This is a genomic window from Rhizobacter sp. P3_C12 (assembly GCF_056402735.1).
The window spans coordinates 1-14,060 of sequence record NZ_JBFUGW010000170.1; the positions used below are offsets into that span (position 1 = coordinate 1).

Below are 14,060 nucleotides of genomic sequence, written 5' to 3' on the forward strand. Positions count from 1 at the left end.
GCCTCGTGCAGGAGGCGCTGGAGCGGCTGATGAAGGGCCGCACCAGCCTGGTGATCGCCCACCGGCTGTCGACCATCAAGGCCGCCGACCGCGTGCTGGTGCTCGAGGCCGGCCGCGTCGTCGAGCAGGGCACGCACGCCGAGCTGCTCGCGCAGGGCGGCCTGTTCGCCCACCTGCATTCGCTGCAATTCCGCACCCCCCACGCCGCGCCATCGGAGAGCCGAGGATGACCCGACTGAGCATCATCACCGCCGTGCACAACCAGCTGGAGATGAACCGCTGGTTCGTCGAGCACCTGCAGCGCTGCACCCGCTTGCCCTCGGAGCTGATCATCATCGACAACGCGTCGACCGACGGCTCGGCCGAGTTCTTCGAGTCGGTCGGCGCCAAGGTGATCCGCAACACGCAGAACTTCTCCTACCCGTACACGCAGAACCAGGGCATCGCGGTCGCGCAGGGCGACTGGCTCGCGTTCCTGAACAACGACATCGTCGTGCCGCCCGACTGGGACACGCGGCTGATCGCCAACGCCGAGCTGCACGGGCTCGACGCGCTGACGGTGTGCGGCATCGAGCGCGTCGAGACGCCCGAGGCCACCCAGGTGCTGCGCCGACGCTGGAAGCGCGCCTCGCTGCCGGTGCGCTTCTTCGGCGCCAAGCAACCCTGGCTCGGCATGTCGCACCGCTGGATGTACGGCGACTGGGACCGCTTCTGCCGCGAGCGCGCCGAGCAGTTCGAGGGCCTGGTGATCGAGGGCTATGTCGGCAACTCGGTGCTGATGAACCGGCGCGCGATCGACCRCATCGGGCTGTGGGACGAGCGCATCCAGGCCGCCGATGCCGACCTGTTCCTGCGGGCCAAGAAGCGCGCGGTCGAGGTCGGCGACATCCGCCCGCTGCACATCGCGCTCGACGTGTTCGTGCACCACTACATCCGCGTGACGCTGCGCGCCCGCCCGCCGGCCTTCGCCGACGCCGCGCGCCTGATCCCGATGGAGAAGAAGTGGAGCGCGACCGAGGTGGCGCGGCTCGCGTCGCACACGCTATGACGGCCGCTGGTTCGGCCTCGATCAGCGGCTTCACCTTCCTGCGCAACGGCGTCAAGCTCGGTTTCCCGTTCGAGGCCTCGGTGCGCTCGCTGCTGCCGCTGGTCGACGAGTTCGTGATCGCGGTCGGCCGCGGCGAGGACGACACCCGCGAGCGGCTGCTGGCGATCGGCGACCCGAAGATCCGACTGATCGACACCGTGTGGAACGAGCGCATGGAGTCGCGCGGCTTCGTCTACGCGCAGCAGAAGATGATCGCGCAGTTCGCCTGCACCGGCGACTGGGCCTTCTACCTCGAGGGCGACGAGGTGCTGCACGAGGGCGAGCTGGCGGCGATCCGCGCGTCGGTCGAGCGCCACCACGCCGACCGCCGCATCGAGGCGCTGGTGTTCGACTACCTGCACTTCTACGGCTCGCCGCACTGGCTCGCGGTCAGCCCGGCCTGGTACCGGCGCGAGTGCCGGCTGATCCGCAACACGATCCGCAGCTACGCGCCCGACGGCCAGTTCTGGGTGGTGATGGACCAGCACCGCCGCGGCCGGCACCCGAACGCCGCGCTGGCGAACGCGCACATCTACCACTACGGCCACGTGCGCCGCACCGACTACATGCAGGCCAAGCTCGACCAGGTGAGCAAGTACTGGTCGCATGGTGCGCCGAAGGTGCACTACGGCAACATCGACCCGCAGTCGCTGCTGCCCTATGCCGGCACGCACCCGGCGCTGATGGCCGGCTGGCTGCGCGACGAGGCCGAGCAGCACTTCGCGCCCGACCCGGCGCACCGGCTGACGAGCCGCGAGCGCAAGCACCGCTGGTCGATGCGCGTCGAGCGGCTGCTCGGCGTCGACCTGAGCCGCAAGCACTACAAATTGATCGCGTGATGCCCACTCCCGCACGGCGCGTCGGCATCAGCCTCGGCATGCTCGGCTCGCTGAGCGACGGGCTCGGCGAGTTCTCGACGCAGATCTGCGAGCACGTCGCGCGCGTCGCACCGGCCTGGCGCGAGCAGCACGGCGTGCGCTTCGACCTGCACATGCCGGTACGCTGGCACGGCCGCTTCGGCGACCAGGTCGGTTACCTGGCGACGAACAAGCTACAGGGCTACCTGCATTGGCCGGGCCTGCGCCGCTTCGACGTCTGGCACGGGCTGAACCAGCTCGGCCGCATCATCCCGCCCCTCGGCACGCGGCACTCGCTGCTGACCATCCACGACCTGAACCCGATCTATCACGACGCCGAGCCGGAAGCCCGCAAGGCACTCGACAAACTGCGCCGCCGGCTGCGCCACTTCGACGAAGTGACCACGCTGACCCGCCACGTCGAGGGCGACATCCGCCGCCACCTCGGCTGGAGCGGCCCGGTCACGGTGATCCCGAACGGCGCCCGCGACCTGAACACCCATGCGCAGGACGCCGTGCCCGGCATCGTGCCGGGCCGCTACCTGCTGCACCTGAGCCGCATGGCGGCGTCGAAGAACCCGCAGAGCCTGGTCGAGATGGCCGCGCTGTGGCCGCAGCAGGCGCTGGTGCTGGCCGGGCCGCGCACCGGCGATTCGGACCGGCTGGCCGCGCAGGTGCGCGAGCGCGGCCTCACGAACGTGACGGTGGTGCAGGAGGTGAGCGACGCGCAGAAGACCTGGCTCTACGCGCACTGCCAGGCCTTCGTGTTCCCGTCGCTGACAGAGGGCTTCGGCCTGCCGCCGCTGGAGGCGATGCACTTCGGCAAGCCGGTGTTCCTGTCGCGGCTGACCAGCCTGCCCGAGATCGGCGGCGCGCATGCCGGCTATTTCGACAGCTTCGAGCCGCAGGCGATGCGCCGCACGATCGAGACCGAGACGCCGCGCCTGCTGCACGCGGGCCTGGCGATCCGCGCCCATGCCGCGCTGTTCCGCTGGGACCGCGCGGCCGAGGCCTACCTCGCGATCTACCGGCGCCTGCTCGACACGACCCTCAGCGCGGCGCCGCGTTGAGCCACGACAGCGCCGCGGCCAGCACCGCCTCCGGATCGATGTCGTCGACCTGCCGGGGGCCGTGCAGGCTCGTCGTGCGGTTGGCCGGCGTGACGCGGTAGGCCGGCAGGATCTCGCCGGCGAACAGCGCCACCACCGGCGTGCCGGTCGTGTGGGCCACGTGCAGCAGACCGCCGTCGGCGCACAGCGCGAGCGCGCAGCGGTCGATCAGCGCCTGCACCTCGCCGAGGCTGTGGCGCCCGACGCGGTCGATCAGCGGCAGGCCGATCTCGGCGGCGACGATCGCATCGCGCATCGCGAGACCGTTGTCGGCGCCGATCAGCACGATGTGCGGCACCCGGCCGGTCGCGGCCAGGCCGCGCAGCACCTCGACCCAGCGGGTGTAGGTGCGCCAGTCGCGCACGCCGCCGAGCGCGACCGCGATCGCGCCGGACGGGATCGCCAGCGCTGCGATCGCGGCCTGCTCGGCCAGCGAGGTCTGCATCGTCGGGCGGGCCACCGCCTCGAGCACCGCACCCGGCAGGCCCATCAACTGCGCCAGCCGGTAGAAGCCGAACAGCGTGCGGTTGAACTCGGGGCCGGTGTAGCAGCCCTGCACATGCACGAACGGCACGTGGCGGAAGTGCCGCAGCTTGTCGCGCACCGAACGCGACGCCATGCTGTGCAGCAGCACCAGGTCGTAGCCGTCGGCCGGCAGCTCGCGTGCCGACGAAGCGACGCTCGAGAACACCGCATCGCTGCGGTACAGCGGCAGCAGATGCGCATCGGTCAGCAGGTCCAGCCGCGCGACGCGATCCTGCAGCAGCACCCGCGCCGCGAGGTCCATCAGCGAATCGCCGACCTGCGGCGTGCCCTGGTGGATCCACAGCACGCGGCGGTGTCGTGCCGTGTCGAGGCGCTGCTGCAGCAACCGGCCCTGCCCGTGCCACGCCAGGTTCAGCTCGCGCAACGCACGGCGGCGCGCCGCCTTCCAGGGCGACGCCGCGGCCGCGAAGGCCTGCGCGTTGGACGGCAGCGCCTGCGGGAATGGCGGCRTCCAGGTGGCGCCTGCATAGCGCTCGAGCCAACCCGGCCCGGCCGTCATCGGGCGAGCACTGCCGAACGCAGTGCGTTGAACTGCAGCCGCAGCCACAGCTTCGGCTCGCCGAAGCGCCGGCCCGAGGCGGCACGCCGCCGCGCCAGCAGCCGGGCGGCGCCGTCGTGCGGGCCGTGGCGGATCAGCGCCTTCAGCATGCCGAGCGCCTGCGGCGACAGGCTGGCGGCATCGTCGAACTCGTCGATCGCCCGCAGCACCAGCTGCCGGAAGGCCGCCAGCGCCGGCCGCAGCGCCGGATCGCGCCGTGCCCCCCGCACCAGTTCGCGCAGCAGGCTGCCGAAATAGTGCGCACGCAGCGCGCGCGTCGGCAGCGATTCGACGAAGGCCAGCACCTCGCCCGGCGGCAGCAGCGACGGCAGGTGGTACGGCCCGTGGAAACCGAACACATCGGCCGACAGCGGACCGTCCTCGACGGCGAAGCGCTCGGCCATCGCCAGCGGCGCGAAGCGCAAGCCCTTCGCTTCCAGCGCGGCGCGGTTCGTCTTGCAGATGCACAGGTCTTCGGGATGCTCGGCGCGGATCGACGGATCCTGCAAGGACTGCAGCAGCGCCGCCGAACGCAGCGAGAAGCCGCCGTTGCCGACCTTCCACGGCTGCGGGACGTGGTTCCAGGGCGCGCCGATGTAGTCGACCGACAGGAACTCGTCGCGCCAGGCCGCCGGGTTCAGCACGTAGCCGTCCCATTGCACGACCAGCAGGTGGCTGGTGCGCAGGTGCGGCGCGAGCCCCTTGAGCATGAACTCGGAATAGGCCTCTATGGTGTCCAGCGGCGCGATCTCCACCCAGCGCACGCCGTCCGGCACGGCATGGCCGGCCAGCGAGGCGCGGTCGGTGCACAGGAAGGCGTCTCCCCACGAGACCTGGGCCAGGCAATGCCGCAGGGCCTTCAGCGACCACGCCAGGCGCGGCGTCGAATCGACGCAGCACAGCGTGACCCGGGGCAGCCGCAGGACCGTCATCGTTCTGCGGGAAAGTAGTCGGCACACCGGGCAATGAAGCGGCGCACGCTGGCGCGTGCCTCCTCGGCCTGGTCTTCGAAATGCTGCCGCAGCAGTGGCTGCGTGCGCCGGGCCTCGTCGACGTCGTCGAAGCCCCAGGCCAGGCCGTAGCGGTCGCGCGGATCCGCAAACCACTGTTCCTTGGTGACGCCCTCCTGCGGCACCACGACCGACACGCAGCCGCACAGCGCCGCGAAGGACGAGAACAGGGTGTAGGTGTCGTAGGAGATGCAGGTGCCGACGCGGTTGAACACCTCGGCCATCTGGGCATTCGACATGCCGTCGACGAGGATCGACCCGGCGGGGTCGTGCACCAGCGGACGGTCCTTGCCCTTGCGCAGGAGGTAGCAGCTGCCCTCGCGCGGGCCGAAATTCTTCTGCGCGAAATGGCGCAGGCTGAACGCTGGCACCCTGAGCAGGTTGTCGCCATCCGGGTTCAGCGCCGGATCGTCGAAGGCCTTCAGGTAGTAGAAGAAGCGATCGCCCGGCCCGAACTTGACGCGGCCGGTGTGGAAGCCGGGCTTGTGCAGCAGCCAGCGGATCACATGGCCGGCGCGCAGCGGGTTGCCATCGACGATCTCCGGGTAGATGACGATGGCGCCCTGCAGGTCGCGACGCGTCGCCAGCGGCGTGTTGAGGCCGGGGAAGGTGCGGTAGCGGCGCTCCCTGCGCCGGCCGTGGTACTTGAGCAGGCGCCACAGCGTGCGCACCGGATGCGCCGGGTCGAAACGGGGCCGGGTGTCCGGCCAGAGCACCGCCCGGCAGCCTGCGCGGTTGAGGTGATCGCACAGCGAGTGCAAGGCCACCACGCCGCCGATGTCCTCGTTGAAGCCGCCGGCGAAGACGACGAACGTGCGCGACTGCAGCGCGGCAGCGTCTGGCGGCGTCGTCGTCACCATCACATCAGCACGATGTCGTAGGCCTCGGGCGAGCCGGCGGCCTCGGCCTGCAGCGAGATCGGCTTGCCGATGAAGTCGCTCAGCCCCGCCAGGTGCTGGCTCTCTTCGTCGAGCAGCATCTCGACCACCGCGGGCGCCGCGATCACGCGGAACTCCTTCGGGTTGAACTGGCGCGCCTCGCGCAGGATCTCGCGCAGGATGTCGTAGCAGACGCTGCGCGGCGTCTTCACCTGGCCCTTGCCGCCGCAGGTGGGGCACGGCTCGCACAGCATGTGCGCGAGCGATTCGCGCGTGCGCTTGCGCGTCATCTCGACCAGCCCCAGCTGCGTGAAGCCGCTCACCGTGATCTTGGTGCGGTCGCGCGCCAGCTGCTTGCGCAGCTCGCCGAGCACCGTGCCCTGGTGCTCCTCGCGCGCCATGTCGATGAAGTCGATGATGATGATGCCGCCCAGGTTGCGCAGGCGCAGCTGGCGCGCGATCGCCTGCGCGGCCTCGAGGTTGGTCTTGAAGATCGTGTCGTCGAAGTTGCGCGCGCCGACGTAGCCGCCGGTGTTCACGTCGATCGTCGTCAGCGCCTCGGTCTGGTCGATGATCAGGTAGCCGCCCGACTTCAGGTCGACGCGCCGCGCCAGCGCCTTCGCGATCTCCTCGTCGATGTTGTACAGGTCGAAGATCGGCCGCTCGCCCTTGTAGTGCTGCAGCTTGCCGACCGAGCCCGGCGTGTACTCGGCGCCGAAGGCCACCAGCTGATCGTGCTGCATCAGCGAATCGATGCGGATGGACTGCGTCGCGTCGTTCACCAGGTCGCGCAGCACGCGCTCGACCAGGCTCAGGTCCTGGTGCAGCAGCGTGCCGGGCGGCGACTTGAAGCTGCGCTCGCGGATCGCGCCCCAGGTCTTGCGCAGGTAGGCGATGTCGTCGCCCAGCTCGACGTCGGTCGCGTCCTCGGCATTGGTGCGCAGGATGAAGCCGCCGCCCGCATACGCGGTGGCCGGCGGCTGGCCATCCTCGGTCTTGCCGGTCAGCTGGTTCATGCGGGTGCGCAGCTGGTCGCGCAGATCGTGCGAGCCGATCTTCTGCGAGATGCCGATGTGGTCGTCCTGCGGCAGGAACACCAGCATGCGCCCGGCGATGCTGATCTGCGTGGACAGCCGCGCGCCCTTGGTGCCGATCGGGTCCTTGATGACCTGCACCGTCAGCGTCTGGCCCTCGAACACCAGCCGCTCGATCGGCGGCGGCGGCGCGGCGCCGGGCGCATGGTCGTTGCGCGGGCCGCTGCCGACCACGTGCACGTCGGCCACGTGCAGGAAGGCGGCGCGCTCCAGCCCGATGTCGATGAAGGCCGACTGCATGCCCGGCAGCACGCGGGCCACGCGGCCGGCGTAGATGTTGCCGACGAGGCCGCGCTCGAGCGTGCGTTCGAGGTGGAGTTCCTGCACCGCGCCGTTCTCGACGATCGCGACACGGGTCTCTTGGGGTGCCCAGTTGATGAGGATGTCTTGCATGGGCGCTCTTGTTGCGGCGGCGGCGTCAGAACCTGACGCGCGCTTGTCTCAGCAGTTGGGCCGTTTCGTACAGGGGCAAACCCATGATACCGGAGTGACTGCCGTCGATTCGGCGGATCCAGCCCGCCATCGCGCTCTGGATCGCGTACGAGCCGGCCTTGCCGAACGGCTCGCCGCTGGCGACGTAGGCCTCGATCCACGCCGGCGGCAGCGGCGCCACCTCGACGCGCGAGACGTTGACGAGCAGCTCGCGCCGCCGGCCGTGGGCCAGCGCGACGGCCGTCAGCACGCGGTGCGTGCGGCCCGACAGCAGTTCGAGCACCCGGCGCGCGTCGTCGGCATCGGCCGGCTTGCCGAGGATGCGGCGCCCCATCGCCACAGTGGTGTCCGAGCACAGGATCGGCGCGCCGGGCAGGCCGCGCGCGGCATGGCGCTTGCGCGCGGCGGCCAGCTTGGCGAGGGTCACGCGCTCGACGTAGTCGGCCGGCAGCTCGCCGGGCCGCTCGGCCTCGAGCGCCTCGGCATCTTCGTCGGCACCGGGCAGCAGCAGCTCGTGGCGCACGCCCACCTGGTCGAGCAGCTGGCGGCGGCGCGGGCTCTGCGACGCCAGGTAGATGAAGTCGTGCAGCGTGGCCTCGGGCATTCGCGGGTCCGCTATTCGCGGTGGTAGGGGTGGTTCACGGTCAGCGTCCAGGCCCGGTACAGCGCCTCGGCCAGCAGCACGCGCGCAAAGGCATGCGGCAGCGTCAGGTCGGACAGCCGCATCGTCTCGTCGGCGCTGCCCTTCAGCCCGGCATCGAGCCCGTCGGGGCCGCCGATCACGAAGGCCACGTCGCGCCCGTCGGGCAGCCAGGCCTTCATGCGGGCAGCGAGCTGCACGCTGGTCAGGCGGTCGCCGCGCTCGTCGAGCACGACGCGGCGCACGCCCTTCGGCAGCGCCGCCTCGATGCGGGCGGCCTCGGCCGCCATCATCTGCTCGGCGGTGCGCGAACCGCGGGTCTCGGCCTTGACGGCCTTCAACTCGAGGCGCATCTCCGGCGGAAAGCGCTTCGCGAAGTCGTCATAGGCCGTCTCGGCCCAGGCCGGCTGGCGCTGGCCGACGGCGACCAGCAACAGCTTCACGCGCGCGAGGCGGTCTTCTTCGCCGGGGCCTTCTTGGCCGGAGCCTTCTTCGCCGGGGCCGCTTTCGCCGGAGCCGTTCTTGCCGGGGCCTTCCGGGCCGCGACCGGCTTGGCGGCCACCTTCTTCGCCGGCACCTTGGCCGGTGCCGCCTTGGCCGCTGCCTTCTTCGCCGGCGCAGCACTCTTCACGCCGACCGTGCGGGTCACGCTGCCGGACTTGGCTGGTGCCGCCTTGCGGGCCGGGGCCTTCTTCGCCGCGGCCGGCCGGGCCGCAACGGGCTTCGCCGCGACCTTCCTGGCCGGTGCCTTGGCGGGAGCCTTGGCCGGCGCCGTCCTGGCGGATGTCGTCCTGGCCGGCGCCTTGCCCGAAGCCGCCTTCTTCGCCGGCGCCTTCTTCGCGGGTTCCTTCTTCGCGGGTTCCTTCTTCGCCGGCTCCTCGGCCTTCACGAGCCGGACCGGCGCCGTGTCCACCTTGAGCTTGACGGGCTTGTCGCCCCAGATCTCCTCGAGGTGGTAGTACTCGCGGATCGACGGTTGCATCACGTGGACGACGGCGGCACCGCAGTCGACGATGATCCATTCGCCGTTGTCCTCGCCCTCGGTGCGCAACACCGGGAAGCCGCCCGATTTCACCGCATCACGCACGCTGGCTGCGAGGGCCTTGGTCTGGCGGTTCGAGGTGCCCGAAGCGATGATCACGCGCTCGAAGAGCGGCGAGAGATGCTCGGTGTTGAAGACCAGGATGTTCTGTGCCTTCACGTCTTCCAGACCATCGACGATGGCGCGCTGCAGTTTTCGGATGTCCATTCAACTCCTGAGATCGCCTCTGTATAGGGCGTATTGGGCAATATAGCGCGCCACGGGGGCGGGCACCAGATCGTCGACCGCAAGTCCCCGGGCCACGCGGGCACGGATGTCGGTCGACGACACGTCCATCATCGGCAGCGACACCGCCCGGTGCGGCTGCGCCTGCACCTCGCGGCTCGCCGCCATCGTCACGCCGGGCCGGTTCGCGACCGCCAGCGTGACGCGTTGCAGCAGGTCCTGCCAGCGCAGCCAGCTGTGCAGCCCGGCGTACTGGTCCTGGCCGATCACCAGGAACCACTCGACGCCCGGCTCGGCGGCCTGCAGTTCGCGCACGGTGTCGAAGGTGTAGCTCGCGCCGCTGCGGCGCAGCTCGCAACCCTCGAGCGAGAAGCGCGGCTCGCCGGCGATCGCCAGCCGCACCATCGCCTCGCGGTGCACGGCGGGCGTCAGGTCGCGGTGTTTCTGCCACTGGCGGCCGGCCGGAACCCAGCGCAATTCGTCGAGTTCGAGTTGCGACAACGCCACACGCGCCAGCGCCACATGCGCCGCGTGCACCGGATCGAAGCTGCCGCCGAACAGCGCAATGCGTTTCAAGCGGGGTTCTCTTCGGTCCACGCGCGCGGGCGCAGGAAGTCGCTGTACAGCCGCGCCTCGGGCGTGCCGGCCGCGGGCGACCAGTTGTAGCGCCACTTCACCAGCGGCGGCATCGACATCAGGATCGACTCGGTGCGCCCGCCCGACTGCAGCCCGAACAGCGTGCCGCGGTCGAACACCAGGTTGAACTCGACATAGCGGCCGCGCCGGTAGGCCTGGAAATCGCGCTCACGCTCGCCCCAGGCCTCGGCCTTGCGGCGCTGCACGATCGGCAGGTAGGCCGGGATGAACGCATCGCCGACCGCGCGCAGCATCTCGAAGCTGCGCTCGAAGCCGAGCTCGGAGAAATCGTCGAAGAACACGCCGCCGATGCCGCGCGGCTCGTTGCGGTGCTTCAGGAAGAAATACTCGTCGCACCACTGCTTGAAGCGCGGGTACTTGTCGTCGCCGAAGGGCGCGAGCGCATCGCGGTTGGTGCGGTGGAAATGCTGCGCATCGGCTTCGAAGCCGTAGTACGGCGTCAGGTCCATGCCGCCGCCGAACCAGGTGACCGGCGCGCCGCCGGCGGGCAGCGCGGCCAGCATCCGCACATTCATGTGCACGGTCGGCACGAACGGGTTGCGCGGGTGGAAGACCAGCGAGACGCCCATCGCCTCGAACGGCGCCCCGGCCAGCTCGGGCCGGTGCTGCGTCGCCGACGGCGGCAGCACCTTGCCCTTCACGTGCGAGAAGCTGCAGCCGCCGCGTTCGAGCAGCGCCCCCTCTTCCACCAGGCGCGAGAGACCCTCGCCCTCGAGCTTGCCACCGGGTTCGCGCACCCAGTGGTCGGTGATGAAGGCATCGCCGCCTTCGGCCTCCATCGCGCCGATGATGCGCGACTGCAGGCCCAGCAGATACTCGCGGACTGCGCCGGTCTCGACAGGTGAATTCATGATTGCTTGTCCTCGCCGGGCTCGATCACCGTTCCCACACGTTCTCCGCCGTCGTCCTCGAGCCAGACCTCCTGGCGAGCGGCGCTCAACTCGCCCTTGACGAGGTAGGAACGACCCGCTTCGGGCGTGAATGCCATCCGGCGAGACGCCTTGTACATGGTCGACGAATTGAGCATCGCCTCGATCGGGGCACCATAGGCCACCCGTCCCACCAGCGACACGATCATGCGACCGGGCGGCACTTCCCTCGAGAATGCCACCATACCGAGCTGGAGCCCTCGTCCCGCATTGCCGTCCCGGCTGGCCTTGAACGCATTCGGCACCTCGGCAGTGCCGACCGCTTCGACGTAGAAGAACTGCACCCTGCTGCTGCTCTCGCGCAGCATCGTGTCTTGCAACGAAGCCACGGCCGCACCGAAACCCGGCGCACTCAACCCGGAGCCTTCGGCACGAACGGCCGCCGGACCCTTGAGGCGCAGACCCTCCCCTTCTGCCTGGGCCGAGGCCACCGCTCCCGATCCCGCGAGCGACATCACCATCAGCGCCCGCGTGGCGCGCAACCACACACCCGGCCGACTCATCGCTTGATGGCTCTGTGACCGATGTCGCGCCGGAACTGCATGCCGTCGAAGTGGATGCCCTGCAGCGCTTCATAGGCACGCTGTTGCGCCATCTTGGCCGAATCGCCGAGCGCGGTGACGCACAGCACGCGCCCGCCCGAGGTCACGACGCCGCCCTGCGCCGGCGCGGTGCCGGCATGGAACACCATCGCATCCGGCTGCTCGGCCGGCAGCCCGGTGATGGCGTCGCCCTTGCGCGGGTCCAGCGGGTAGCCGCCGGCCGCCATCACGACGCCGAGTGCCACGCGCCGGTCCCATTGCAGCTCGACCTGGTCGAGCGTGCCGTCGGTCGCGGCCATCATCACGTCGAACAGGTCGCTCTTGAGCCGCATCATGATCGGCTGCGTCTCCGGGTCGCCCAGCCGGGTGTTGAACTCGATCGTCTTCGGCGCGCCTTCGTCGTCGATCATCAGTCCGGCGTACAGGAAGCCGGTGAACGGCACGCCGTCGCGCGCCATGCCGGCGATGGTCGGCAGGATGATCTCGTGCATCACCGTGGCATGCACGTTCGGCGTGACGACCGGTGCCGGCGAGTACGCGCCCATGCCGCCGGTGTTCGGGCCGACGTCGGCGTCCTGCAGCCGCTTGTGGTCCTGGCTGGTGGCGAGCGGCAGCACGTTCTTGCCGTCGCACATCACGATGAAGCTGGCTTCCTCGCCCTGCAGGAACTCCTCGATCACGACGCGCGCGACGCCGGCGTTGTGCTGCACGCCGAGGCGGTTGTTCTTGCCATCACCGGCAACGGCGCCGAGGATCCAGTCGATCGCCTCGTGCGCCTCGGCCGCCGTCATCGCGACCACCACGCCCTTGCCGGCCGCCAGGCCATCGGCCTTGATCACGATCGGCGCGCCGTGCTTGTCGACGTGCGCATGCGCCGCCTTCGGGTCGTCGAAGGTGGCGTACAGCGCGGTCGGGATGCCGTGGCGCTGCATGAAATCCTTCGCGAACGCCTTCGAGCTCTCGAGCTGCGCGGCCGCCTGCGTCGGGCCGAACACGCGCAGGCCGCGCGCACGGAATTCGTCGACCACGCCGGCCGCCAGCGGCCCCTCGGGGCCGACCACCGTCAGCGCGATCTTCTCGGCCACCGCGAAGTCGGCCAGCGCCTTCACGTCGGTGATCGCGACATTCTTCAGCCGCGCGTCGAGCGCGGTCCCCCCGTTGCCCGGCGCGACGTAAACCACCTGCACCTTCGACGATTGCGCGAGCTTCCAGGCCATCGCGTGCTCGCGTCCGCCGGAACCGATCACCAGAACTTTCATGCGTTCACTCTCATTCGCCCAGAACGGCGTTGTGGAAGACATCCTGCGTGTCGTCCAGGTCTTCGATCACGTCGAGCAGCTTCTGCATGCGCTGCGCATCCTCGCCGCTCAACTCGATGGTGTTCTCGGCGCGCATCGYGACCTCGGCCACGTCGGGCTTCAGGCCCGCGCCCTCGAGCGCCGCCTTGACTGCCTCGAAATCGGCCGGCGCGCACAGCACCTCGATCGCGCCGTCGTCGTCGGTCACCACGTCCTCGGCGCCGGCCTCGAGGGCGACTTCCATCACCTTGTCCTCGCTGGTGCCGGGGGCGAACACGAACTGGCCGCAGTGCTTGAACTGGAAGGCCACCGAGCCCTCGGTGCCGAGGTTGCCGCCGTACTTGCTGAAGGCATGGCGGATCTCGGCGACGGTGCGCACCCGGTTGTCGGTCATGCAGTCGACGATCACCGCGGCACCGCCGATGCCGTAGCCCTCGTAGCGGATTTCCTCGTAGCTGACGCCTTCGAGGTTGCCGGTGGCCTTGTCGATGTTCTTCTTGACGGTGTCGGCCGGCATGTTGGCGGCCTTGGCCTTCTCGACCGCCAGCCGCAGGCGCGGATTTTCCTTGACATCGCCGCCGCCCTGGCGTGCGGCGACCATGATCTCGCGGATCACGCGCGTCCAGATCTTGCCGCGCTTTTCATCCTGACGCCCCTTGCGGTGCTGGATGTTGGCCCATTTCGAATGTCCGGCCATGAAGGCTCCTCTGAGGGCCCACGCCGGCAGCCGGGTGGGCAATGTTCTTGGATAGACTGCAATTTTACTTGTCCGCCCACCGGAGACCTCCATGGCCGAGCCGATCCTGATCGCCAAGCACGACAAGGCCGAGTGTTTCCTGCTGCCGGCACTGGCCAACCGCCATGGCCTGATCACCGGCGCCACGGGCACCGGCAAGACGATCACGCTGCAGACGCTGGCCGAGAATTTCAGCAAACTGGGCGTTCCGGTGTTCATGGCCGACGTCAAGGGCGACCTGACCGGCATCACGCAGGCCGGCAAGGTCAGCGACAAGCTGGCCGCCCTCCTGAAGGAGCGTGGCCTGGACGCGCCGGCGTCGGCCGCCTGCCCCGCGACGCTGTGGGACGTGTTCGGCGAGCAGGGCCACCCGGTGCGCGCCACCGTCAGCGACATGGGCCCGCTGCTGCTGGCGCGCATGCTGGCGCTGAATGAAACGC

At 69.9% G+C, this 14,060-nt stretch carries 16 protein-coding genes and 1 pseudogene; 5 read left to right on the plus strand and 12 right to left on the minus strand.

Annotated elements, in window-relative coordinates; translation table 11 throughout:
- From AC1DXV_RS22630 to AC1DXV_RS22645, 4 genes and pseudogenes are all read left to right on the plus strand, one after another.
- Nucleotides 1–230, plus strand: a pseudogene (locus tag AC1DXV_RS22630) (hypothetical protein); the annotation flags it as partial.
- Nucleotides 227–1,048, plus strand: coding sequence for a glycosyltransferase family 2 protein (locus tag AC1DXV_RS22635; protein WP_477935633.1), 822 nt, complete (start codon nucleotides 227–229; stop codon nucleotides 1,046–1,048). The pseudogene AC1DXV_RS22630 and the gene AC1DXV_RS22635, both read left to right, overlap by 4 nt.
- Nucleotides 1,045–1,926: a glycosyltransferase family protein gene (locus AC1DXV_RS22640; RefSeq protein ID WP_477868381.1), complete on the plus strand. Its 882-nt coding sequence runs from the start codon at nucleotides 1,045–1,047 to the stop codon at nucleotides 1,924–1,926. The genes AC1DXV_RS22635 and AC1DXV_RS22640 overlap by 4 nt, the downstream gene beginning before the upstream one ends.
- Nucleotides 1,926–3,014 carry a glycosyltransferase family 4 protein gene (locus AC1DXV_RS22645; RefSeq protein WP_477868389.1) on the plus strand — a complete coding sequence of 363 codons (1,089 nt, stop codon included), beginning with the start codon at nucleotides 1,926–1,928 and terminating at the stop codon, nucleotides 3,012–3,014. The genes AC1DXV_RS22640 and AC1DXV_RS22645 overlap by 1 nt, the downstream gene beginning before the upstream one ends.
- On the opposite strand, the gene AC1DXV_RS22650 is transcribed toward AC1DXV_RS22645, so the two are convergent.
- Genes AC1DXV_RS22650 through AC1DXV_RS22705 form a run of 12 tightly spaced genes read right to left on the minus strand, consistent with a single transcriptional unit; the run spans nucleotide 2,995 to nucleotide 13,581 of the window.
- Nucleotides 2,995–4,098: a glycosyltransferase family 9 protein gene (locus AC1DXV_RS22650; RefSeq protein WP_477935635.1), complete on the minus strand. Its 1,104-nt coding sequence runs from the start codon at nucleotides 4,096–4,098 to the stop codon at nucleotides 2,995–2,997. The two genes, AC1DXV_RS22645 and AC1DXV_RS22650, sit on opposite strands and share 20 nt — an antisense overlap.
- On the minus strand, nucleotides 4,095–5,069 hold the full coding sequence (locus AC1DXV_RS22655; protein WP_477935637.1) for a DUF5672 family protein: 975 nt from the start codon (nucleotides 5,067–5,069) through the stop codon (nucleotides 4,095–4,097). The genes AC1DXV_RS22650 and AC1DXV_RS22655 overlap by 4 nt, the downstream gene beginning before the upstream one ends.
- Complete coding sequence (locus AC1DXV_RS22660) at nucleotides 5,066–6,007, minus strand: hypothetical protein (RefSeq protein WP_477935639.1); 942 nt, start codon at nucleotides 6,005–6,007, stop codon at nucleotides 5,066–5,068. Before AC1DXV_RS22660 ends, AC1DXV_RS22655 begins: the two co-directional genes overlap by 4 nt.
- Nucleotides 6,007–7,512, minus strand: a complete 1,506-nt coding sequence (gene rng / locus AC1DXV_RS22665) for a ribonuclease G (RefSeq protein ID WP_477873432.1) — start codon at nucleotides 7,510–7,512, stop codon at nucleotides 6,007–6,009. The genes AC1DXV_RS22660 and rng overlap by 1 nt, the downstream gene beginning before the upstream one ends.
- Nucleotides 7,513–7,537: 25 nt before the next feature.
- A complete protein-coding gene (locus tag AC1DXV_RS22670; RefSeq protein ID WP_477935641.1) occupies nucleotides 7,538–8,155 on the minus strand; it encodes a Maf family protein in 618 nt (205 codons plus the stop codon).
- A gap of 11 nt (nucleotides 8,156–8,166) precedes the next feature.
- A complete protein-coding gene (rlmH, locus tag AC1DXV_RS22675) occupies nucleotides 8,167–8,634 on the minus strand; it encodes a 23S rRNA (pseudouridine(1915)-N(3))-methyltransferase RlmH (RefSeq protein ID WP_477935643.1) in 468 nt (155 codons plus the stop codon).
- Nucleotides 8,631–9,440, minus strand: a complete 810-nt coding sequence (gene rsfS / locus AC1DXV_RS22680) for a ribosome silencing factor (RefSeq protein ID WP_477866264.1) — start codon at nucleotides 9,438–9,440, stop codon at nucleotides 8,631–8,633. Before rsfS ends, rlmH begins: the two co-directional genes overlap by 4 nt.
- Nucleotides 9,441–10,034 carry a nicotinate-nucleotide adenylyltransferase gene (gene nadD / locus AC1DXV_RS22685; protein ID WP_477866262.1) on the minus strand — a complete coding sequence of 198 codons (594 nt, stop codon included), beginning with the start codon at nucleotides 10,032–10,034 and terminating at the stop codon, nucleotides 9,441–9,443.
- Nucleotides 10,031–10,966, minus strand: a complete 936-nt coding sequence (hemF, locus tag AC1DXV_RS22690; RefSeq protein WP_477866260.1) for an oxygen-dependent coproporphyrinogen oxidase — start codon at nucleotides 10,964–10,966, stop codon at nucleotides 10,031–10,033. The genes nadD and hemF overlap by 4 nt, the downstream gene beginning before the upstream one ends.
- Entirely contained in the window at nucleotides 10,963–11,547 is a 585-nt protein-coding gene (locus AC1DXV_RS22695) for a hypothetical protein (RefSeq protein WP_477935645.1), read from the minus strand. The genes hemF and AC1DXV_RS22695 overlap by 4 nt, the downstream gene beginning before the upstream one ends.
- Nucleotides 11,544–12,845, minus strand: a complete 1,302-nt coding sequence (gene purD / locus AC1DXV_RS22700) for a phosphoribosylamine--glycine ligase (protein ID WP_477866256.1) — start codon at nucleotides 12,843–12,845, stop codon at nucleotides 11,544–11,546. The genes AC1DXV_RS22695 and purD overlap by 4 nt, the downstream gene beginning before the upstream one ends.
- Nucleotides 12,846–12,855: 10 nt before the next feature.
- The gene (locus tag AC1DXV_RS22705; protein WP_477935647.1) at nucleotides 12,856–13,581 is read right to left on the minus strand and encodes a YebC/PmpR family DNA-binding transcriptional regulator; all 726 of its coding nucleotides are present in this window, start codon (nucleotides 13,579–13,581) and stop codon (nucleotides 12,856–12,858) included.
- Nucleotides 13,582–13,672: 91 nt separating this feature from the next.
- On the opposite strand from AC1DXV_RS22705, the gene AC1DXV_RS22710 reads away from it, so the two are divergent.
- The coding region (locus AC1DXV_RS22710) for a helicase HerA-like domain-containing protein (RefSeq protein WP_477935649.1) at nucleotides 13,673–14,060 on the plus strand (388 nt) is incomplete at its 3' end.